The 20,079-nt window shown below is 56.1% G+C and carries 22 protein-coding genes; 3 read left to right on the top strand and 19 right to left on the bottom strand.

Annotation, left to right across the window (positions count from 1 at the left end):
- Nucleotides 1-3 precede the first annotated feature (3 nt).
- From rpsE to rplN, 8 genes are read right to left on the bottom strand one after another with little or no spacing between them, the layout of a single operon-like run.
- Complete coding sequence (gene rpsE, locus INT32_RS17680; RefSeq protein ID WP_193090033.1) at nucleotides 4-525, bottom strand: 30S ribosomal protein S5; 522 nt, start codon at nucleotides 523-525, stop codon at nucleotides 4-6.
- A 15-nt stretch (nucleotides 526-540) separates the two neighbouring features.
- A complete protein-coding gene (gene rplR, locus INT32_RS17675) occupies nucleotides 541-906 on the bottom strand; it encodes a 50S ribosomal protein L18 (RefSeq protein WP_014752494.1) in 366 nt (121 codons plus the stop codon).
- A gap of 21 nt (nucleotides 907-927) precedes the next feature.
- Nucleotides 928-1,461, bottom strand: a complete 534-nt coding sequence (rplF, locus tag INT32_RS17670; RefSeq protein ID WP_193090032.1) for a 50S ribosomal protein L6 — start codon at nucleotides 1,459-1,461, stop codon at nucleotides 928-930.
- A gap of 10 nt (nucleotides 1,462-1,471) precedes the next feature.
- The gene (rpsH, locus tag INT32_RS17665; RefSeq protein ID WP_193090031.1) at nucleotides 1,472-1,867 is read right to left on the bottom strand and encodes a 30S ribosomal protein S8; all 396 of its coding nucleotides are present in this window, start codon (nucleotides 1,865-1,867) and stop codon (nucleotides 1,472-1,474) included.
- Between the two features lie 11 nt (nucleotides 1,868-1,878).
- The gene (gene rpsN, locus INT32_RS17660) at nucleotides 1,879-2,184 is read right to left on the bottom strand and encodes a 30S ribosomal protein S14 (RefSeq protein WP_014752496.1); all 306 of its coding nucleotides are present in this window, start codon (nucleotides 2,182-2,184) and stop codon (nucleotides 1,879-1,881) included.
- An 11-nt stretch (nucleotides 2,185-2,195) separates the two neighbouring features.
- Nucleotides 2,196-2,735, bottom strand: coding sequence for a 50S ribosomal protein L5 (gene rplE, locus INT32_RS17655; RefSeq protein WP_193090030.1), 540 nt, complete (start codon nucleotides 2,733-2,735; stop codon nucleotides 2,196-2,198).
- A gap of 2 nt (nucleotides 2,736-2,737) precedes the next feature.
- Nucleotides 2,738-3,067 carry a 50S ribosomal protein L24 gene (gene rplX, locus INT32_RS17650; RefSeq protein ID WP_128393186.1) on the bottom strand — a complete coding sequence of 110 codons (330 nt, stop codon included), beginning with the start codon at nucleotides 3,065-3,067 and terminating at the stop codon, nucleotides 2,738-2,740.
- 11 nt (nucleotides 3,068-3,078) lie between these two features.
- A complete protein-coding gene (rplN, locus tag INT32_RS17645; RefSeq protein WP_014752499.1) occupies nucleotides 3,079-3,447 on the bottom strand; it encodes a 50S ribosomal protein L14 in 369 nt (122 codons plus the stop codon).
- A 762-nt stretch (nucleotides 3,448-4,209) separates the two neighbouring features.
- Between rplN and INT32_RS17640 the strand changes: the two genes are divergently transcribed.
- Entirely contained in the window at nucleotides 4,210-5,001 is a 792-nt protein-coding gene (locus tag INT32_RS17640; RefSeq protein ID WP_193090029.1) for a MipA/OmpV family protein, read from the top strand.
- 40 nt (nucleotides 5,002-5,041) lie between these two features.
- Here INT32_RS17640 and INT32_RS17635 read toward each other — a convergent pair whose 3' ends face one another.
- The 6 genes from INT32_RS17635 to INT32_RS17610 form a co-directional block, all read right to left on the bottom strand.
- Nucleotides 5,042-5,635: a TetR/AcrR family transcriptional regulator gene (locus tag INT32_RS17635; RefSeq protein WP_193090028.1), complete on the bottom strand. Its 594-nt coding sequence runs from the start codon at nucleotides 5,633-5,635 to the stop codon at nucleotides 5,042-5,044.
- Between the two features lie 354 nt (nucleotides 5,636-5,989).
- Nucleotides 5,990-6,778, bottom strand: a complete 789-nt coding sequence (locus tag INT32_RS17630; RefSeq protein ID WP_193090071.1) for an ABC transporter permease — start codon at nucleotides 6,776-6,778, stop codon at nucleotides 5,990-5,992.
- A 48-nt stretch (nucleotides 6,779-6,826) separates the two neighbouring features.
- Nucleotides 6,827-8,005 (bottom strand): ABC transporter permease, encoded by a 1,179-nt coding sequence (locus tag INT32_RS17625; RefSeq protein ID WP_226817245.1) that lies wholly within the window; start codon nucleotides 8,003-8,005, stop codon nucleotides 6,827-6,829.
- Nucleotides 8,005-9,066 (bottom strand): ABC transporter substrate-binding protein, encoded by a 1,062-nt coding sequence (locus INT32_RS17620; protein WP_193090027.1) that lies wholly within the window; start codon nucleotides 9,064-9,066, stop codon nucleotides 8,005-8,007. The genes INT32_RS17625 and INT32_RS17620 overlap by 1 nt, the downstream gene beginning before the upstream one ends.
- A gap of 25 nt (nucleotides 9,067-9,091) precedes the next feature.
- A complete protein-coding gene (locus tag INT32_RS17615) occupies nucleotides 9,092-10,216 on the bottom strand; it encodes an ABC transporter ATP-binding protein (RefSeq protein WP_193090026.1) in 1,125 nt (374 codons plus the stop codon).
- 170 nt (nucleotides 10,217-10,386) lie between these two features.
- Nucleotides 10,387-11,757: an aspartate aminotransferase family protein gene (locus tag INT32_RS17610; protein WP_193090025.1), complete on the bottom strand. Its 1,371-nt coding sequence runs from the start codon at nucleotides 11,755-11,757 to the stop codon at nucleotides 10,387-10,389.
- A 307-nt stretch (nucleotides 11,758-12,064) separates the two neighbouring features.
- On the opposite strand from INT32_RS17610, the gene INT32_RS17605 reads away from it, so the two are divergent.
- Nucleotides 12,065-13,654: a gamma-glutamyltransferase family protein gene (locus tag INT32_RS17605; protein ID WP_226817243.1), complete on the top strand. Its 1,590-nt coding sequence runs from the start codon at nucleotides 12,065-12,067 to the stop codon at nucleotides 13,652-13,654.
- Nucleotides 13,655-13,684: 30 nt separating this feature from the next.
- The gene (gene hutG, locus INT32_RS17600; RefSeq protein WP_193090024.1) at nucleotides 13,685-14,482 is read left to right on the top strand and encodes an N-formylglutamate deformylase; all 798 of its coding nucleotides are present in this window, start codon (nucleotides 13,685-13,687) and stop codon (nucleotides 14,480-14,482) included.
- 140 nt (nucleotides 14,483-14,622) lie between these two features.
- Here hutG and INT32_RS17595 read toward each other — a convergent pair whose 3' ends face one another.
- The 5 genes from INT32_RS17595 to INT32_RS17575 form a co-directional block, all read right to left on the bottom strand.
- Entirely contained in the window at nucleotides 14,623-16,164 is a 1,542-nt protein-coding gene (locus INT32_RS17595) for a tripartite tricarboxylate transporter permease (protein WP_193090023.1), read from the bottom strand.
- Nucleotides 16,161-16,598 (bottom strand): tripartite tricarboxylate transporter TctB family protein, encoded by a 438-nt coding sequence (locus INT32_RS17590; RefSeq protein ID WP_193090022.1) that lies wholly within the window; start codon nucleotides 16,596-16,598, stop codon nucleotides 16,161-16,163. The genes INT32_RS17595 and INT32_RS17590 overlap by 4 nt, the downstream gene beginning before the upstream one ends.
- Before the next feature lie 87 nt (nucleotides 16,599-16,685).
- The gene (locus tag INT32_RS17585; protein WP_193090021.1) at nucleotides 16,686-17,681 is read right to left on the bottom strand and encodes a tripartite tricarboxylate transporter substrate binding protein; all 996 of its coding nucleotides are present in this window, start codon (nucleotides 17,679-17,681) and stop codon (nucleotides 16,686-16,688) included.
- A 230-nt stretch (nucleotides 17,682-17,911) separates the two neighbouring features.
- Nucleotides 17,912-19,336: a sensor histidine kinase gene (locus tag INT32_RS17580; protein ID WP_193090020.1), complete on the bottom strand. Its 1,425-nt coding sequence runs from the start codon at nucleotides 19,334-19,336 to the stop codon at nucleotides 17,912-17,914.
- Nucleotides 19,333-20,013 carry a response regulator gene (locus INT32_RS17575; RefSeq protein WP_193090019.1) on the bottom strand — a complete coding sequence of 227 codons (681 nt, stop codon included), beginning with the start codon at nucleotides 20,011-20,013 and terminating at the stop codon, nucleotides 19,333-19,335. Before INT32_RS17575 ends, INT32_RS17580 begins: the two co-directional genes overlap by 4 nt.
- Nucleotides 20,014-20,079 lie beyond the last annotated feature (66 nt).

Here is a 20,079-nt window from a genome sequence, read left to right as displayed (position 1 = left end):
CATTTACCCCAGAATCTCTTCGACCGATTTGCCGCGCTTGGCTGCCACCTCGGAAGGTGTCAGGCAGGCGTTCAGACCGTTCAATGTTGCGCGTACCAGGTTGTACGGGTTGCTGGAGCCCAGGCTCTTGGCAACCACGTTGCGTACACCCATCACTTCGAAGATGGCGCGCATTGGACCGCCTGCGATCACTCCGGTACCTTCGGCAGCCGGTGAAATCAGAACGGTAGATGCGCCATGTTTACCCACGACGGTGTGATGCAGCGTGCCCTCTTTCAGCGCGACGCGAACCATGCCACGACGGGCCTGTTCCATTGCTTTCTGAACTGCGACGGGCACCTCGCGTGCTTTACCTTTACCCATACCGATGCGGCCATCGCCATCACCGACTACTGTCAGGGCTGCGAAGCTCATTGTGCGACCACCTTTAACTACCTTGGTCACACGATTGACCGCAATCATCTTCTCGCGAAAACCGTCATCGCGTTCTTGCTCAGGGGCGTTCTTGCCTTGTGCTTTTGCCATTTGACAATTCCTCGATTAGATCTTGAGGCCGGCTTCACGCGCGGCTTCGGCCAGCGCCTTGACGCGGCCATGGTAACGGAAACCGGCACGGTCGAATGCTACAGACTCGATACCCGCTGCCTTGGCTTTCTCAGCAACCCGTTTTCCAACAATGACGGCTGCCTCAACGTTGCCACCATTTTTCTTGCCTTCGGCCAGTTCCTTGCGGACTTCGGGCTCGAGCGTAGAAGCGGTTAACAACACCTTGTCGCCTTCCGGCGAAATAACGTTTGCGTAAATGTGAAGATTCGAACGGTGAACTGCCAGACGGTATGTACCGAGCTCTGCAATTTTCCGGCGAGTCGCCACTGCACGACGCAAACGGGATAATTTTTTGTCCATGATATATCCTTGCCTGCGCTATTATTTCTTCTTGGTTTCTTTGATGATGACGCGTTCGTCAGCATAACGAACACCTTTGCCTTTGTAGGGCTCTGGTGGACGATAGGCGCGGACTTTCGCGGCAACCTGGCCAACAGCCTGTTTGTCGAAGCTCTTCAGAACGATTTCGGTCTGAGTGGGGCATTCGGCTTTCACGGTGTTTGGCAGCGGGTGCACGATGTCATGCGAGAAACCAAGTTGAAGCTTGAGTGAATCTCCCTGAACCTGGGCACGGTAACCCACGCCAACCAGATTCAGACGACGTTCGAAACCCTTGCTGACGCCGGTAACCATATTGTTTACCAGGGCGCGCAGAGTGCCGGACATTTCTTTTGCATGGCGTGAATCATCAGCCACGGTGAAAGAGATTTTGCCGTCGTCCAGCTTGAGAGCGACTTCGCCGCCCAGTTGCTGGTTCAGTTCACCCAAAGGGCCTTTAACATGAATGTTGCTGTCCGTGATGCTAACTTCAACACCTTTAGGGACTTCAACAGGATATTTTGCTATACGTGACATATTCTTCTCCTTATGCCACGTAACACAGAACTTCGCCGCCCACGCCTTCATGACGGGCCTTGCGGTCTGTCATGACGCCACGCGAAGTGGAGACGATGGCTACACCCAGACCGTTCATCACCTGAGGGATGGCAGTACGGCCTTTGTAGATGCGCAGTCCAGGACGTGATACGCGGTCAATGCGTTCGATCACGGGACGTCCCGCGTAGTATTTCAGTGAAATTTCAAGCTCGGGCTTGGCTTTTTCACCTTTGATTTCAAAGCTCTCGATATAACCTTCGTCTTTCAGCACGGTGGCAATAGCCACTTTCAGCTTAGAGGAGGGCATCGATACCGAGACTTTCTCGACTTGCTGCGCGTTACGGATACGCGTCAGCATATCGGCGATTGGATCGCTCATGCTCATAATTTATTCTCCTACCAGCTAGCCTTGGTCATACCGGGCACTTCTCCGCGCATTGCCATCTCGCGCAGTTTGTGACGGGTCAAACCAAATTTGCTGAACACGCCACGTGGGCGTCCGGTGATTACGCAACGGTTACGCATACGAGTTGGGTTTGCATTACGCGGTAATTGCTGTAATTTCAAACGTGCGTCGTAGCGCTCTTCGTCGGATTTCGATGTGTCGTTAATGATCGCTGTCAGTGCTGCACGTTTGGCTGCGAATTTCTCAACCAGTTTGGCGCGTTTGATATCGCGATTGATGAGTGAAAGTTTTGCCACGTCATCGCCCCTTAGTTACGAAACGGGAAGCTGAAGGCTGTTAGCAGCGCTTTGGCTTCTTCGTCTGTCTTAGCTGTCGTTGTGATACTGATATTCAGGCCACGCAGTGCGTCGATTTTGTCGTATTCAATTTCAGGGAAAATGATTTGCTCTTTCACCCCGACGTTGTAGTTACCACGACCATCGAACGCGCGACCGGAGATACCACGGAAGTCGCGTACACGAGGCAATGCGATCGTAACCAGACGATCCAGAAACTCGTACATACGCTGACCGCGCAATGTCACCATGCAGCCGATAGGATAGTTTTCACGGATTTTAAAACCGGCAATCGCCTTTTTGGTTTTAGTAATCACAGGTTTCTGACCAGCAATTTTTGTCAGGTCTGAAACAGCGTGTTCGATCACTTTCTTGTCAGCAACGGCTTCAGAAACGCCCATGTTCAGTGTGATCTTGCTAATGCGAGGCACTTCCATGTCACTCTGGTAACCGAACTGTTTCTTCATTTCGCCAGCAATCTTGCTGTTGTATAAGTCTTGCAAACGAGCCATGATTACGCCCCTTTCGCTTTCGCGCCAACGACTTCGCCGTTAGAACGGTAAATACGGACGTTACGTCCATCCACTTCTTTGACGCCTACACGATCGCCCTTGCCAGTTGCAGGATTGAACAATGCCACGTTGGAAACGTGGATAGGCATTGTTTTGTCAATGATGCCGCCGGGATTGTTGCTCATCGGATTAGGTTTAGTGTGTTTCTTGACAACGTTCACGCCTTCGACCAGGACGTAATTAGCGTCAACACGGGCCAGTACGACACCGCGGCGCTTTTTATCACGACCGGTAAGGACGATAACCTCGTCACCTTTACGAATGTTTTCCATCTATCTGCCCCTTACAGCACTTCAGGTGCCAGTGACACGATTTTCATGAAGCGCTCGGTACGCAGTTCACGCGTAACAGGCCCGAAAATACGTGTACCGATAGGTTCAAGTTTGGCGTTCAGCAGTACTGCTGCGTTCCCACCAAAACGAATTAGCGAACCGTCTTTACGACGAACGCCCTTGGCGGTACGTACGACGACCGCATTATAGATTTCGCCTTTTTTGACGCGTCCGCGCGGAGCTGCATCCTTGACAGTCACTTTGATGATGTCACCGATGGCTGCGTAACGGCGCTTTGAGCCACCTAACACCTTGATGCACATAATACGGCGCGCACCGGTGTTATCAGCCACGTCTAGCGTGCTTTGCATTTGGATCATGATTATTCCTGTTCCAACTTAGTTACATACACTGCCGGTTTCCCGACAGCCCGTTTGCCATTTCTGGTATTTCGACCCACTTCGCTTTTGATTTACTCGTAATAAACACCAAGGTAAATCAGCACGTCAGGCAGGCCAGCAAGCACCAGATGCTATTCATATAACCAGTTTTGGTCCCGTCAGGCCGCGCCCATCAGTTTGTGCGCCACCCTGGGTTGAAATCTGTTTAAATAGTTTCTCCGCCCATAAACGAACGAAGTCCTCTAATATATCCTATCTGAGTACCGGACGCAAGTGAAAAACACCTTAAAAAGACCAATTACTACTTGAAAAACAACAACTTTTTTGGCAAACGCGTCTCGTAAGTACGGCCGAAATGAATGTGACAGGTTTAATCTGGGCATACAGCAAACGAGAACGTGCGCGCCGCCATTGGCGATGAACCGCCCGGCTGGCCGCCTTCTTCTATGGCGACTTCTATATTCTGCCTGCTGCGTGAACCCGCCTATGTGTCTGCGCTCAAGCGCCACCATCAATCAATCACAGTCAGATCACTGACGCCTTTCTATCTTCCAATCTATCGGCTCTATATATATACCAGGTTCCTATATAGCAGTTGCCGCGCAAGACCCGACCAACGCGCAGGCCTGGGTCTGTTTTATCAAAAAATAAGATACATGTGCGTACTTTGACAAGCCAAAAATTTCTCCTTAAGATTCTTTCACGAACCTTAAACCCGAGTTTTATCCCCTTGGAGCCAGCATGAAGCCTGCCGTTTCAACCCCTATATATGCACAAGTCTGCCTACCCCCCAGAACACCGTCCAGAATCCTGTTGGCTTTATTGAGCCTGACCGCTGCGGCCGCTCATGCCGCCGACGACGATCATCTGAAACTCGGCCTGGGCGCAGCCATTGCCCCGCGCTATGAAGGGGCCGATGAATATCGGCTGCAGCCCTTTCCCGTGGTGGACGCCCAGTACGGGCGTTTTTTCGCCCGCTCGGGCGATGGTCTGGGCTTAAATATCTGGCAGTCCCCGCAACTGACTATCGGAGCCGGCGTGAACATGATGGAGGGGTATAGCGAAAGCGACGTGCCCGAGGGCATCGGCAAGCTGTCCAATGCGCTGGGCGCACGTATTTTCGTATCGACGAATGTATGGGGTGCCATATTCACGGTATCGGCCACCCAGGCAATTACCAAAAGCGAGCGCGGACTCACTGCAAATGCGCGCGTCTCTTATCCGTATTCCGTATCGGAGCGCTTTAAAGTCATTCCCAGCCTGTCGGTCAACTGGGCCAACGCCAAGTACATGAACAGTTACTTCGGCATCAGTGCGCAACAGGCAGCCCGCTCCGGTTTGTCGGAATACCGGGCTTCGGCCGGATTCAAGGATGTTTCCCTGCGACTTGGCTTCAGTTATGACCTGACCAAGACATGGAGCATCACCGGCACCGCCGGTGTCAGCCAGCTCATGGGGGACGCGGCCGACAGCCCGCTGGTACGGCGCAAATCGCAAGCTGTGGGCGCCCTTGGCGTTGCCTATCGGTTCTAGCGACCAGGCACAATGCAGGCCAATGGTCTTGGGTTCAGGTTCAGGCGCGTCGCACCAGCGGAAGAAAAATTGAATCGACCCAGACAACGCGCAATTGTTCGGACGGCGCGGCCCGGTGCATCATGACATGATGACGCAGCAGGTCCCGGACAAGGGTCTTGACCGGCGGGATCAGCTTGTCCGGATCTATTTCGTTGCGCGCCACCGCACGGTCCAGGATCACGCTCAGATTATCCGTTTTGCCCGCACTCAGCGCCCGTCTGACCTCTTCCGGCGTGGCAAATGCCTTGCGAAACAGGTCGTTCGACAGCAAGGCATTGACTGTTGTGAAGATGGGTGCAAAGTTGCCAAGACGTTGCAGATACTCAAGCAGCTCTTCCCGCACATCGCCCCGATCGGGCACCTGCGGCGGATGCCTGGAGAGCTGGTATTTAATTGCCGCCAGCACCAAGGCGGCTTTACTGTTCCAGCGCCGCGCGAGCACCGAACGGCTGGTATGCGCAGCGCTGGCAACCATTTCCATGGTCAGCGAGGCGTACCCGTGTTCAATCAGCCTGTCCCAGGCCACCTCAATAATGGCCTGCTCAAGCCTGGCGCCTCGCCGCCGTGTTTTTACAGATTTCGCTATGGTCATATTTCCGGGGCACCGCTCAAAGTCGGGTTAGCATTTTGCTATTATTATTTAAGATATTATCACGTATCTTATTTTCGCATTTATAGAGCACTTTCAGGGGTATTTAATGGCGCACATAATTCGGCACATAATGAGGCACGTGATACCTTCCTGGGCCGGTGTACCGCTGCCCTCATATCCTGGCCAGCTCCTGGCGTGACGATAAACACTCACATTGCATCTGTAATATTGCATCCGTCATCGGCACGAGCGCACCGACACAACCGACCCGCCGCAAGGGGCAGCCGCATAAATCGCCTGGCCCTCAATGCGCGACTCCTGCGCTCCCCATGCTGCCGCCAACGCGCTGTTGGTTTACGCCTGGGGCATCGCCAGACGCAGCCGTTCGGCGCGCCGCCGCAGCCATTCCAGCGTCAGCAGCATGGCGACCGAAAACAGAATCAGCAATGTCGCTGCGGCAGCGATCGTTGGATTCAGGTTTTCGCGGATGCCGCTGAACATGACGCGCGGCAAGGTGTACTGGTCGGGCCCCGCAATGAACAGAGTCATGACCACTTCATCGAACGAGGTGCCAAAGGCGAACAGCGCCCCCGAGATCACGCCAGGCGCAATCAGCGGCAGCGTGACCCGTCGAAACACATACAACGGCGGGGCGCCCAGGCTGGCCGCCGCCCTTCCCAGGTTGGTATCATAGCCCTCGAGCGTAGCCATCACGGTAATCAGCACAAAGGGCGTACCCAGCACCGCATGCATGACCACCAACAGGCCCAGATTATTGGCCAGACCCATTGGCGCGAAAAACAGATAAGCAGCCACACCCAGGATAACAACCGGTACGACCATGGGAGAAATCAGCAGCGCCAGCAATAGGCCTTTACCGGGAAAACGCGCCCGATACAGCGCCAGCGCAGCAGCAGTTCCCAATACCGTGGCAATGACGGTCGCCAGCGGAGCGACGATCAGCGTATTTCTCAGGCCCAGCATCCACTCGGACGACTGGAAAAAATTCTCATACCAACGCAGGGAAAAGCCATCGAGCGGATACACCAGAAAGGAACTGTCGTTGAAGGACAATGGGACAATGACCAGCACCGGCACAATCAGAAACAGCAACACCAGGATGGCCAGCAGCCAGTGCACCATGCGCCAGATGCGTTCGGCAGGCGTGCGAATGGTATTTTCCTGCGTCACTTAGGCCACCCCCAGTCGGGTCGAGCCGCTTAGCCGGCTGTAGACCGCATACAGTATCAATGTCGCCAGCAGCAACATGGCTGCCAATGCGCCGGCCAGGCCCCAGTTGATGGTGCCATTGGTATAGAAGGCAATAAAGTAGCTGATCATCTGATCCTTCGGACCGCCCAGCAGTGCGGGTGTAATGTAATAGCCGATAGCCGTAATGAAGACCAGCAGGCAGCCTGCGCCAATGCCTGGCAGGGTCTGGGGGAAATACACCGCCCAGAAACTGCGCAAGGGATGACAGCCCAGCGACACCGCCGCACGCATATAGGTGGGCGAAATACCTTTCATCACACTGTATAAAGGCAGGATCATGAATGGAAGCATGATATGCACCATGGCAATATAAACGCCCAGCCGGTTGAACACCAGTTGCATCGGGGCATCAATCAGCCCGATTTGCATCAGCAGGCCATTGATCAGCCCACCATTTTGCAATAGCACGATCCACGCTGCCGTGCGCACCAGCAGTGAGGTCCAGAATGGCAGCAATACCAGAATCATTAGTAGATTACTGATACGCGCCGGCAACCGCGCCAGCAGATAGGCCAGCGGATAAGCCAACACCAGCGCCACCAGGGTGACCACAGCCGCCATCCAGAAGGTGCGCAAATAAATGGTTTTGAAGATCCCCTGGTCCGGTGGTGCCGCCGCGATGCTGCCGTCGGGGGCCTGCCTGAGATCCAGGGCGGTCAGAAGATAGTATGGCGTTTGCGCGCGAGCATTGTTTTTTAATATGCCCCAGTAAGCCTGATCGGACCAGCGCGGGTCGATCTCTTCGAACGCTTTCTCGAAACTTGGCGGATCTATCTTGAAGGGTAGTCTGCGCGCTGTTTTGGCAATCAGCGTGCGAAACCCCGCCCGCTCGAAATTGAGCCGCTGCATTAGCGGCCCCATGGCCTGCTCGGCCCGCGCCCGGGCCAGATCGTCGGCCAGGGCACGGTACATATCCTCATTGACCGGCGTACCGGGTTCCCACTTGTGCAGCGTTTTGACGGTGGCCGGCAGAATCGTGACCACCTCGGGATTGGCCACGCTTTTTCCCAGAAAAGAAGCGATTGGCGCCACAAAGGTCAGCAGCAGAAACAGCAGCAGCGGCACAACCAGCCAGAGCGCCTTGCGTGGACCAGCCATTATTTGGCAACCCAGGCGTTATAACGCTGCTCCAGAGAAATACCGTTGTCGATCCAGAAGTTCACATCCAGTGCAATGGCGTTCTTTTCGTTGTCCGGCGCAGTCGGCATATCGGCCAGGTATTTCTTGTCGATCAGCTCGATTGCCTTTTTATTGACGGCGCCATAAGCGATATTTTCAGCATACACTTTCTGGGTTTCTGGCTTGCTGGCAAAGGCGATGAATTTCATTGTCTCCGCCTTGTTGGCGCTGCCTTTGGGAATCGCCCAATAGTCCAGGTCGTACACGCTGCCGTCCCAGACTACTTTCAGATTTTTACCTTCGCGGGCCGCCTGGGAGATCCTGCCATTATAGGCAGAGGTCATAACCACATCGCCGGACACCAGATACTGTGCGGGCTGCGCACCGGATTCCCACCACTGGATATTGGGCTTGAGTTGATCAAGCTTGGCAAAAGCACGGTCCACCCCTTCCGGCGTAGCCAGCACTTTGTACACTTCTTTGGGCGATACGCCATCGGCCATCAGGGCAATTTCAAGTGTGTACTTGGCGCCCTTGCGCAAGCCCCGCTTGCCGGGATATTTTTTCACGTCCCAGAAGTCGGCCCAGCTTTTGGGGGCATTGTCCTTGAATTTGTCGCCATCGTAGGAAAGCGCGACGGACCACACAAACATGCCCACGCCGCAATCCTTGTCGGTCGCCGCCTCGATAAAATCGGCCTTGTTGCCGATCACACCCCAGTCGATGGGTTCGAACAGGCCCTCTTCGCAGCCGCGAACCAGTTCAGGGCTTTCCACTTCCACCGCATCCCAGCTGACGCTGTTGGTATCTACCATGGCCTTGATCTTGGCCTGCTCGCCATTGTATTCAGCAGCCGTTATCTTGGTGCCCGTTGCCTTTTCATACGGCCCATAATAGGCTTTTTCCTGCGCGGTTTTATTATCCCCGCCAAAGGAGACCAGTGTCAGGCTATCGGCCGCATACACACCGCCCATGCCCGACCCCAGACAGGCCATGGCCGCCGTGAATAACACTGCAGCTTTGATTGTTTTCTTTTTCATTTGTCTCTCTCCACATAAAAGGTTGTTATACCGTTGCCGCCTTCTCGATGGGATCCAGAAGCCGCACAAACTCGTGATTCCAGCCCAGATCCACTGTATCGCCTACCGTTATTTTCTGCCGCACTTGAGACACCGGCTGTTTCACCACAAAATCAGGATCGCCGTTGATGACCAGTCGAACACGAACGTGATCTCCCAGATAAATGACTTCCTGAACCCTGCCCTGGCAGCGCACATCCGTGGAATTTTCCGCTGGATTGAGCGCGATTCGTTCGGGACGAATGGAGACCGACACGCGGTCACCCACCTTCATCCCCAATTGTTGGGTGCCCTGGATTTGCATCCCGCTGTCCAAATTGACTGTTGCCTGATGCACGCCTGCCTGCGTAATGGTGCCATGGGTACGGTTGTTCTCGCCGATGAAGCCGGCGACAAATGCGGTATCGGGTGTTTCGTATATATCCTGGGGTGAACCAATTTGCTGGACCATGCCGTCATGAAAGACGGCGACGCGATCCGACATGGTCAATGCCTCGTCCTGATCGTGCGTCACATATACGACCGTGATGCCCAATTCGCCGTGCAGGCGTTTGATTTCCAGTTGCATATGTTCGCGCAACTGTTTGTCCAGCGCCCCCAGCGGTTCATCCATCAGCACCAGTTCTGGCTCAAAAACCAATGCCCGGGCCAGCGCCACGCGCTGCTGCTGCCCGCCCGATAACTGCGCGGGATACCGCTTTTCCATCCCATCCAGTTGCACCATGGCCAGGGCTGTTTTGACTTTCTGTTGCTGGGTGTCGACATCGAATTTGCGCACTTTGAGTGGAAAGGCCACATTTTCCTGAACCGTCATATGCGGAAACAGGGCGTAATTCTGGAAGACCATGCCAATGTTACGTTTGTGAGGCGGCAGGTTATCTATTTGCTCGCCGGCCAGTTCAATGGTGCCGGAGGTGGGCGCCTCGAAACCGGCCAGCATCATGAGCGTGGTGGTTTTACCCGATCCCGACGGCCCCAGCAGCGTCAGAAACTCCCCTTGCCGAATATCCAGGTTCAGGTGCCTGACGACCTGGTTTTTGCCATCGTAACTCTTGCGCACGCTTTTAAAACGCACCAGAGGATTCTTGTTATTCGCAGTTGCTGCAGACATAAGCCTTGCTTCTCCCAGTATCACTCATGCAGCGACAGGCCCCGCCTACGACGACCCCCGCCACCAACCGGCGCATATCATTGTATTGCACAGGGCAAACATATCTGAAATATTTCAAATGTGTTTGCCTGGCTGCGCACCTTCAAGTTTGCAGCCCGGGTGGATCAGGCTCAGGACCTGAGCGACTGCTGAGTGGCATCCAGCGCCTGCGTGACCGCGTCGACCAGGGTATCCACCTGCTCGGCGGTAATGATCAACGGCGGACAAAACGCCAGGGTATCGCCGATATTGCGCGTAATCACGCCCAGTTCCTGCAGCTTGCGGCTTACGGCGGTGCCCAGTTGCCCGGGGCTGGCCAATGCAGTTTTGGCCGCCTTGTCAGTCACAAGCTCTACGCCCGCGATCAGCCCCACTCCGCGCACCTCGCCCACCAGCGGATGATCGCTCAACCCGGCAAGCCGTTGCTGCAGATGTGCTCCTGTCACAGATGCATTTTGTACAAGATTTCTTTCACGAATGATATTCACGTTTTCCTGACCCACGGCAACCGCCACCGGATGGCCTCCGGCTGTAAAACCATGCCCCAGCACGCCCAGCTTGTTGCTTTCATCGGCAATCGGATCAAACATGCGGCTATTGAGCAATATGGCCGACAGCGGCTGGTAGGAAGAAGAAATCTGCTTGGACAGCACCATCACATCGGGTTTGATGTCGTACGTTTCACTGGCAAACATTTTGCCGGTGCGCCCGAACCCGCAAATAACTTCGTCGGCCACCAGCAGCACGTCATATTTGTTCAGCACGGCCTGGATTTTTTCCCAGTAGGTTTTCGGCGGCACAATGACCCCGCCTGCGCCCATGACCGGTTCGGCAAAGAACGCCGCGATGGTGTCGGGGCCTTCTTTCTGGATCAGCGCCTCAAGGTCTGCCGCCATGCGGGTGGCAAATTCCTCTTCGGTTTCGCCGTCCCGCCCTTCGCGCCAATAGTGAGGACATGTCGTATGCAATACGCGCTCAATGGGCAGGTCAAAGCCTTTGTGATTGCCCGGCAAGCCGGTCAGGCTGGCCGATGCGATGGTGACCCCATGATAGCCCTTATGGCGGGCGATAAGTTTTTTCTTATTCGGCTGACCCAGTGCATTGGACCGATACCACAGCAGTTTCATGACAGTGTCATTTGCTTCTGAACCGGAATTGGTAAAGAACACCTTGCTCATGGGCACCGGCGCCAAGTCAATCAGCGTTTTGGCGAAACGAACAGCGGCTTCATGCGTTTTGTGGGTAAACAAATGATAGAACGGCAGGGTCTGCATCTGGCGCATGGCGGCGTCTACCAATCGCTGCTCACTGAAACCGACAGCAACGCTCCACAACCCGGCCATGGCTTCGATGTATTTTTTGCCGTTTTCATCTTCCACATAAATGCCATCACCGCGGGTGATGACCAATGGCCCCTGTGACGCATGCGTGATCGCGTTGGTATAGGGATGCATGTGAAAGGCGATGTCGTCACTGCCCTGCTGTGAAATTGAATTGCTCATTGTGTCTCCAATATCGGTTGCGTCTGGTTCATGTTTATTATCCATGCTATCTGCCCGCTTGGCGAGCACACCGGCTGTTGTCCGGGAAATCACCGAAGGAACTGCCGCAGACCAGGCACCAGCGAGCGCCCAGCAGCGCGCGAGTGGCAGGGTGGCCAGGCCGTTCACGCAAATGCGGGGCCCCCGGTGCGTCCTGGTGGATATGCCTTGATAATAAGCTATGATTATCATGTTCATTATGAAATAACACAAATGGCTCTCTTTTAAGCGCTGCCCTCCTCCAACCAACAGAAGTGAAATATTTCCCATGTCCGATTTAAACTGGTCCTTCCCCTACCGCTCACAAAAAATGCCCGTTTTTGCTCGCAACGCTGTCAGCACTTCGCAACCGCTGGCCGCGCAGGCCGGGCTGTCCATGCTTTACCGTGGTGGCAACGCGGTAGACAGTGCGCTGGCTACCGCGATCGCCCTGACAGTGGTGGAACCGGTCATGAACGGCATTGGCGGCGATCTGTTTGTGCAAATCTGGCATGAAGGCAAACTGTACGGATTGAGCGCGTGTGGCCGCTCTCCCGAAAAATGGACGTATGACCTGTTCAAGGACCAGCCGACGATGCCCGGCAAGGGCTGGGGCACCGTAACCGTGCCAACGCAAGTGGCCGGCTGGCGCGCCCTGTCGGAACGATTCGGCAAGCTGCCCTTTGAAGAACTGTTTGAACCGGCCATCCGTTATGCGGAACAGGGCTTTATGGTTTCGCCGAACATTGCGCGAATCTGGGCTGCGCAGGGCGAGACCTGCAAGGACCAGCCCGGTTTTGCCCAGGCATTTATGCCTGAGGGTCAGTTTCCCAAGGCCGGCCAGTTGTGGACGTTTCCTGAACAGGCCGCGACCCTGAAGGACATTGCCCAAACCCGCGGCGAAAGCTTCTACCGCGGTGCGCTTGCCGAAAAAATCATTGCCTTTGCCGAGCAGACCGGAGGCTATCTGACGGCCGCCGATCTGGACAGCGCTGCGGCAGAATGGGTTGAGCCCATCAGCGCCAACTTCCGCGATCTGACGCTGCACGAGATTCCGCCCAACGGCCAGGGCATTGCCGCCCTGATGGGCGTCGGCATCCTGGATCAATTCGATCTTGAATCCATGGGCGTAGACAGCCCCGATTTTTATCATGTGGGCGTTGAGGCCATGAAACTGGCGTTTGCCGATCTGCACGAACATATTGCCGACCCTGTCCATATGACGCTGACTGCGGCAGATCTGTTGTCGCCTGCCTATCTGAAGGAACGCGCTCGCCTTATCAATATGGACAAAGCGTCGACGCCGGCTGCCGGCATGCCTGCCAGTGGCGGTACGGTTTATCTGACCGCCGCTGACCAGGACGGTACGATGGTATCGTTCATCCAGTCCAATTATCACGGCTTCGGTTCCGGCGTGGTTGTACCGGGCACCGGCATTGCGTTGCATAACCGCGGCTGCGGCTTCAATGTTCGCCAGGGACACGCCAACTGCGTCGGACCCAAGAAAAAACCCATGCACACCATTATCCCCGGCTTTATCACCCGCCAGGGTAAGCCGCTGATGTCATTCGGCGTGATGGGCGGCAGCATGCAGGCACAGGGACATGCGCAAATGGTCGCGCGCCTGGGGGCATTCGCACAAAACCCGCAAGCCATGAGCGATGCACCGCGCTTTCGCGTGGAAAACGGTCCTATTGTGTATCTGGAAGCCCATACGCCTGACGCCGTAGTCCAGAGCCTGAAGGCGCGTGGACACCGGGTTGAAGTAGCGGCCGCCGACAGCCTTGAGTTTGGCTCCGCACAGCTTATTTATAAAGCCGAACATGGCTATTACGCAGCGTCCGACTCCCGCCGCGATGGTCAGGCCGTCGGTTTCTGAAACAGCGATGAACGAGCAAACGGAGTAACGATGCCGGACCCCATTTTTTCCTTGCAGCAAGGCGCTATTCCTCTGCTCATTTCCATTCCCCACATGGGGACCAGGCTGGATCCGCAGATTGCCACGAACTTCACGCAAGTAGCCGGGTTCGTGGATGATACCGACTGGCATCTGGATCGGCTTTACGGATTTGCCAGGGATGGTGGCGCCTCTTTTCTGACGCCAGTCTATTCGCGCTATATTATTGATCTGAACCGCCCGCCCGATGACGAGAATCTGTATCCGGGCCAGGACACCACCGGCTTGTGTCCCGTGGACACCTTTGACAAAGAGCCGCTTTATCTGGCGGGGCGCGAACCGTCAGAGCAGGAAAAAATCCGGCGTCGGCAGTTGTTCTGGGAGCCGTATCACGCGGCGCTGCAAACAGAGCTGCAGCGTATCAAGCAGGAACACGGGTTTGCGGTTTTGTGGGAAGCCCATTCCATCCGTTCCGAGATTAGCCGGTTTTTTCCCGGCAAACTGACAGACTTCAATTTCGGCACTGCCAATAACCAAAGCGCCCATCCAGAACTGTGTGCAGTGCTGGCGCAACAGATCGAACAGGATGGTCAGTTTACCGCTGCGGCCAATGGCCGCTTCAAGGGTGGTTATATCACCCGCCAGTACGGCAACCCGGCCGAGCGCATTCACGCCGTACAGCTGGAATTGACCCAAATTGCCTATATGCAGGAGTCCCGGCCCTTTGCCTACGATGAGGCCAAGGCAGCCAGGGTCACCCCTTTGCTGCAGCAGGCGCTGGAAACCACGCTGCGCTACGCACAAATGTGATTGACCCGTGTTGCCGAATGCGTCACCCATATGACGTATGAAATAACCCGCAACCATCATGCTTTGCTTTCGACAAACGACAAGGGGCCCCCGCAGGGCACCCCTTTCTTGATACTGCGACAAAGAACGATCAGTGCAGTTTATTCACCGTCGTCTGCAGTCTGCGCCAACAGCTTTTTGCCTTTGCGGCTATACCTGCGCAACAGTAAAGGCAATACCACCACCGCCACCGAAGCCACCCACAAGCCAATTGAGATATTGCTCTGGACCAGGATCGTGGCGTCGCCATTGGTAATGGACAGGGCGCGTCGTAGGTTCTGTTCCATCATGTCGCCCAGCACCACCCCAAGCACCAGCGGCGCCATGGGGATTTCCATCTTGCGCAGCCAGTAGCCGATAACGCCGACTATCACAGCCATCATCAGATCAAAACTGCCCGCATTAATCGCATATACACCGATAAAGCTGATGCATAAAATGCCCGGGACCAGCAGCCAGCCAGGAACCGCAAGCACTTTGGAGAACACGCGCACCATCGGTACGTTCATGACAAACAGCATGACGTTGGCAATGAACAGCGACGCGATCAGCCCCCACACCAGCTCCGGCTTGGTGTCGAACAGCACAGGACCGGGGGTAATGTTATACAGCGTGAGCGCACCCATCATCACCGCCGTGGTGCCCGATCCTGGCACCCCCAGGGTCAGCATGGGCACAAAGGAACCGATGGCAGAGCCGGTAGCAGCAGCTTCCGGCGCAACCAGACCCCGCATATCGCCCTTGCCGAACTTGGCATCGGGATCCTTGCCTTCAATAATGCGTTTTTCCTGTGAGTAAGCCACAGCAGCGGCCACGCTGGCGCCAGCTCCCGGCAGTACACCCACAAAAAAACCAACAAAGGCGCTGCGCACGACACTCCACCAGGTAAAGGCCAGCTCCTTCAGATTGAACATTTTGCGGCCAGAGGAGTCGACCTCCATACGCTGCCCGCCCATGACTTTCTCAAGCATTTCAAGCAGTTCGGCCACCGCAAACAACGCAATCACGACAACCACGAACTCGACACCATCTGCCAGATGCACGGAGTCAAACGTATAGCGATAGACGCCGGAGTTGGCATCCACGCCGACCACGGAAATGGCCAGACCAAGCATGGCCGCAAGCGTTCCCTTGACCGGTTTTTTACCCAGCAGGCTGGTCAGGCAGCAGAACGAGAATATCATCAGGACAAAGTACTCGGGCGGGCCAAAAGCCAGGGCCCAGCGCGCCAGTAATGGCGCCAGCAGCATAATGCCGACAACCGAAACCATTGCACCGCAGAAGGCAGACCAGGCAGACAACGACAGCGCGACGTTCGCCAAACCCTGACGCGCCAGCGGATAGCCGTCAAGCGTGGTCATGATCGCGCTGGCCTCGCCCGGCACGTTGAGCAGAATCGATGTGATCCGACCGCCATATTCGGCGCCGACATATACGGCAGCCAGCAGAATCAGGGCGGATTCGGGCGGAAAGTTCATGGCAAACGCCAGCGGGATCAACATGGCCACGCCATTGATGGGCCCCAGGCCAGGGAGCACGCCCACCAGCGTACCCAGGAAAGCGCCAACGGCAGCAATCAGCAGATTACTCCAGGTCAGTGCAACGCCGAAACCGATAGATAAATGATCGAGTAAGCCGCTCATAGCAGGCCCTCCAGAATCCCCGTTGGCAGCACGACATCAAGCGCGCTATCGAACAGGAGAAAAAACAAAACGCCCATGCCAACACCGCCCATCAGGCACTTGATCCAGGCGCCTCTAAACAGGCGACCCACCAGCACGGTCATGAGCACGGTAGCGACAACGAAGCCAAGCCATTGAAACAGGAAGGCATAACCCATGGCGACCAGCACCATCAAGAAAATGCGACCGTTGGCGCCCGGCGGATTGGCCTGGGCAGTAAATTCGTTTTTGTAGATAAGCCACAGGCCGCACAGACCGATAACCAGTGCAATCAGCAAGGGAAAGGCGCGCGGGCCCACAGGCTCGTAGGAAACGGGTGCATGCAGGTTCCAGCCGAAGACGGTCAGGAATATGGCAAGCCCCAGGGATACAATCCCCAATATGCGATCATTCATGGTGGTAGTTCCAGACAGAGATGGTCACGGCGCCGCAGCGCCGGCCGCTGCCCGCCAGGGCTGGCGGCAGCGGGTCAGACGGTGCTGTTATTTTTTCATCAGGCCAAAGGAATCGGCCAGTTCGCGGTACGCGGCAACGCGCTCCTTGACATAGGCATCCAGCTCGGGACCGGTTTTATCAAGGGGGAACAGACCCTGCTGTTCGCGCAGTTTGGCAAAGCCGGGATCGGCGGTCATTTTCTTGAAAGCATCAAGCCAGAAGTTGTAATCTTCGTCAGACACTTTGGGGCCGACATAATAACCGCGAATAATCGGCCACTGAATATCAAAGCCCTGTTCCTTGGCGGTGGGTATGTCCTTGAACTTGCCCTCCAGACGTTTGTCGTTGAATACGGCCAGCACTCTGATGGGCGCGCCGCCTTCGAGCATGGTGAAGGCTTCCGCCGCATCACCCATATAGGCCTGGATATGGCCGCCACGCAGTGCGGTGACAGACTCGCCGCCCCCTTCAAAGGCGACAAAACGCATTTTCTTGTAATCCACCCCCGCAGCCTTGGCAGTAAGCGCCGCTTTCATCCAATCCTGGCTGCCAACGGTGCCGCCGGCGCCAAGCACGATCTTGGTCGGGTCATCCTTGAACGCCTGCATCAGTGATTTCAAGTCTTTATAGGGAGAGTCATTGCGCACAACAGCCACGCCGTAATCGGTGCCGATAGCAGCAAGCCAGCGTACATCGTTTTCGTTGTACTTGCCGAATTTGCCCTGCGCCAGATTGAGCAATGAGCCGCCGGAAAACGCCACGATATTGCCGCCTTCAGACGGTTTTTGCGCAACCACGTTGTTGTACGCGACCGCGCCGATACCACCGGGCATATACACGATGCGCATCGGGGCTTTGAGCGCGCCACTCTGTTTGAGACCTTCCTGCGCCAGACGGCAGGTCAGGTCAAAACCACCACCAGGCTGCGCCGGTGCAATACATTCAGGACGACGGGGTTCGTCGGCAAACGCGGCCGGTGCAATCGCAAGCTGGGCAGCAATGACAGAAGTACCGAAGACTCGGGACAGGAAAGAAGAACGCATGGTTAGTCTCATCTTTATAATTAAATGGTAGGAATTGGCCGGGCCTGCAGCCTGACCAGCCGTTGCCGTCCGGTTCTGCCCATTGCTCTGGCGCACCTGCGCACGCTAGAGCCTGGCAAAAACCTGTCCTGCGCGTTGCGCAACCGCCACAACACACGGGACCACGGGAACTCTGCGTACATTACAGATGGAACCTTTCGATTGCCTTTCAAATGCGGCGGCAATGCCGTTTAAGGCGTCAAATTAAGGGTAAACACTAAGCGCACACGCAAGCCCTTGAGCCGTACACCAGGTTCCAGCACCATCCGGGCCTGATGCATTTGCAGGATGGTGCTGACAATGGCCAGTCCCAGGCCAGCGCCAGGCAAATGCTTGCCCGCCTTGCCCCGCCGGAAACGGATACCGGCTTTCTGCCTGTCTTCTTCGGACATCCCAGCCCCGCTATCTTCGACCACGACCTGGACCGTGGTATCGTCCTGGCGCTCCAGCGAAATCGCTACCGCCCCCTGTCGCGGACAATAACGAATGGCGTTATCCAGCACGTTGCGCAGCGCTTCCTGCAACAGCCAGGCAACCCCGCGCACGTACAGCGGGGTATCGGACGGTATGACTTCCAGATCAATGCGTCGCTCGCGTATGACCGGCCACAAATCCCGGACCAGTTCATTGACCAGTTCACCCAGATTGACCGGGGCGCTGTCCTGCCATACCTGCCATACCTGCGTATCCAGCGAATCGCGCACGCGCGCCAGCGCCAGCATCTGGCTGGTCATGCGAATGGCCCGATCCACCCCTTCATTCATGGACAGCAGCACCTCGCGCACTTCCTGCGGGTCTGATTCGCGCAAGGCGTAATCCAGCTGTGTCTTGAGCACGGCCAACGGCGTTTTCAACTGATGCGAGGCGTCATCCAGGAACTGGCGCTGGCGGTCCGCCTGCTCGGTATAGCGCTGCATGTGCTGATTGATCGCATTGACCAGCGGCTTGACCTCTTTGGGCATCCCCTCTGTGCTCACGGGCCGCAGATCATTGATGGTGCGCGAACGCATCTCGTAGCGCAGGCGCTCCAGCGGCCGTACGGCGAAAATAATGCCAACGATCACAATGATCATCACAACCGCAATGAGCAGCAGATCCCGGCCCACCGAGCGCCATAACATGCGGTTGATAAAGGACTCCCGGTCTCCAATGCCTTCGGCCACCTGGATGATGATGCGCACGCTTTTATCGCCATACAGGGGCGGCACTGCTTCGCGCGCCATGACCACCGAGCGTACCGGCTCGCCCAAATAATCGGTATCGAAAAAATAGGCTTTGCCCGACTCCAGGGCTACCTCCGGCATCGGCAGATCTGCATTGCCGATGACCGACAGGCCGTCGTCGGCGGCGATCTTGAAGAACACGTCATCATTGGCCGTAAGCTCGTAAAACTCCAGCAGGGTGTAAGGCTGCTCCAGCGAGAGCCCACCGCTTTCGGTCGAGATGTTATGGTTCAGTGAATTGAGCGCGCCGACCAGGGAGCGATCGTAGGCCACCGTGATTTGCTTGCGCAGGTCCTTACTGGACAAGCCGAGGGCGGTCAGCATGGTGAGCAAAAGCGCCGGCACCAGCAGCCATAGCAAAATGGATTTGAGGCTGCGCGAAAACAGCTTCATGCCTGTGCCGCCAACGCTTCCAGGCTGTAGCCCACGCCACGCACCGTGACAATTTGCGCGCCACTATCGGCCAGTTTCTTGCGCAGGCGATGCACGATCACTTCAATGGCTTCCAGATTGACTTCCTTGTCGTCGGCCACTACCCGATCCAGAATGGACTGCTTGCTCACCGGTTCGCCGCTACGTTGCATGAGCACGCGCAGTACGGCGGTTTCCCGGGGCGACAGGGCCAGCGGCTGATCGGCCAGATAAAACTGCTGCAGGCCCGCATCCAGCGACAGATTACCCAATAGCAGCCGCGGGCGGCTTTTGCCACGGCTGCGCCGGATCAGCGCTGTCAGGCGCGCTTCCAGCTCGCCCACCTCAAAAGGCTTGGCCAGAAAATCATCGGCGCCCTGATGCAGTAAATCAATGCGCTGGTTCAGTGAGTCGCGCGCAGTCAATACCAGCACGGGCGTGCGATCGTCGCGTGCCCGCATGCGCGCCAGCACACCGGCGCCGTCCAGCCCCGGCAGGCCCAGGTCCAGAATCACCGCATCGTACTCCTCCAGCTCCAGGCGTCGCACCGCCAACAGCCCGTCGTCTGCCCATTCGACTATAAACCCCGCATAGCGCGCCAGGCTTTTGGCAAGCCATTTGGCCAGGGACGGTTCGTCTTCTACAAGTAATATTCTCATTGTTACGATACAGCACAGGCATACAGTACAAGCCATAAGCCCGGGAAGCAGAAGGAGATTGGATGG

The organism is Advenella sp. FME57 (assembly GCF_014897675.1).
Classification (GTDB): Bacteria; Pseudomonadota; Gammaproteobacteria; order Burkholderiales; family Burkholderiaceae_B; genus Advenella.
The sequence above is the reverse complement of the archived record's forward strand: the minus strand, read 5'-3'. Positions and strand labels throughout refer to the sequence as shown.

Excerpts from the sequence above, each read along its gene's own strand:
- INT32_RS17625 (WP_226817245.1), bottom strand. The coding sequence starts at position 8,005 with ATGGCTGGTCCACGCAAGGCGCTCTGGCTGGTTGTGCCGCTGCTGCTG.
- INT32_RS17595 (WP_193090023.1), bottom strand. The coding sequence starts at position 16,164 with ATGAGCGGCTTACTCGATCATTTATCTATCGGTTTCGGCGTTGCACTG.
- INT32_RS17585 (WP_193090021.1), bottom strand. The coding sequence starts at position 17,681 with ATGCGTTCTTCTTTCCTGTCCCGAGTCTTCGGTACTTCTGTCATTGCT.
- INT32_RS17605 (WP_226817243.1), top strand. The coding sequence starts at position 12,065 with ATGTCCGATTTAAACTGGTCCTTCCCCTACCGCTCACAAAAAATGCCC.
- rplX (WP_128393186.1), bottom strand. The coding sequence starts at position 3,067 with ATGGAAAACATTCGTAAAGGTGACGAGGTTATCGTCCTTACCGGTCGT.
- rpsH (WP_193090031.1), bottom strand. The coding sequence starts at position 1,867 with ATGAGCATGAGCGATCCAATCGCCGATATGCTGACGCGTATCCGTAAC.
- rplF (WP_193090032.1), bottom strand. The coding sequence starts at position 1,461 with ATGTCACGTATAGCAAAATATCCTGTTGAAGTCCCTAAAGGTGTTGAA.
- rplN (WP_014752499.1), bottom strand. The coding sequence starts at position 3,447 with ATGATCCAAATGCAAAGCACGCTAGACGTGGCTGATAACACCGGTGCG.
- INT32_RS17640 (WP_193090029.1), top strand. The coding sequence starts at position 4,210 with ATGAAGCCTGCCGTTTCAACCCCTATATATGCACAAGTCTGCCTACCC.
- rplE (WP_193090030.1), bottom strand. The coding sequence starts at position 2,735 with ATGGCTCGTTTGCAAGACTTATACAACAGCAAGATTGCTGGCGAAATG.
- hutG (WP_193090024.1), top strand. The coding sequence starts at position 13,685 with ATGCCGGACCCCATTTTTTCCTTGCAGCAAGGCGCTATTCCTCTGCTC.
- INT32_RS17580 (WP_193090020.1), bottom strand. The coding sequence starts at position 19,336 with ATGAAGCTGTTTTCGCGCAGCCTCAAATCCATTTTGCTATGGCTGCTG.
- INT32_RS17590 (WP_193090022.1), bottom strand. The coding sequence starts at position 16,598 with ATGAATGATCGCATATTGGGGATTGTATCCCTGGGGCTTGCCATATTC.
- INT32_RS17630 (WP_193090071.1), bottom strand. The coding sequence starts at position 6,778 with ATGGTGCACTGGCTGCTGGCCATCCTGGTGTTGCTGTTTCTGATTGTG.
- rpsE (WP_193090033.1), bottom strand. The coding sequence starts at position 525 with ATGGCAAAAGCACAAGGCAAGAACGCCCCTGAGCAAGAACGCGATGAC.
- rplR (WP_014752494.1), bottom strand. The coding sequence starts at position 906 with ATGGACAAAAAATTATCCCGTTTGCGTCGTGCAGTGGCGACTCGCCGG.
- INT32_RS17620 (WP_193090027.1), bottom strand. The coding sequence starts at position 9,066 with ATGAAAAAGAAAACAATCAAAGCTGCAGTGTTATTCACGGCGGCCATG.
- INT32_RS17610 (WP_193090025.1), bottom strand. The coding sequence starts at position 11,757 with ATGAGCAATTCAATTTCACAGCAGGGCAGTGACGACATCGCCTTTCAC.
- INT32_RS17575 (WP_193090019.1), bottom strand. The coding sequence starts at position 20,013 with ATGAGAATATTACTTGTAGAAGACGAACCGTCCCTGGCCAAATGGCTT.
- INT32_RS17635 (WP_193090028.1), bottom strand. The coding sequence starts at position 5,635 with ATGACCATAGCGAAATCTGTAAAAACACGGCGGCGAGGCGCCAGGCTT.
- INT32_RS17615 (WP_193090026.1), bottom strand. The coding sequence starts at position 10,216 with ATGTCTGCAGCAACTGCGAATAACAAGAATCCTCTGGTGCGTTTTAAA.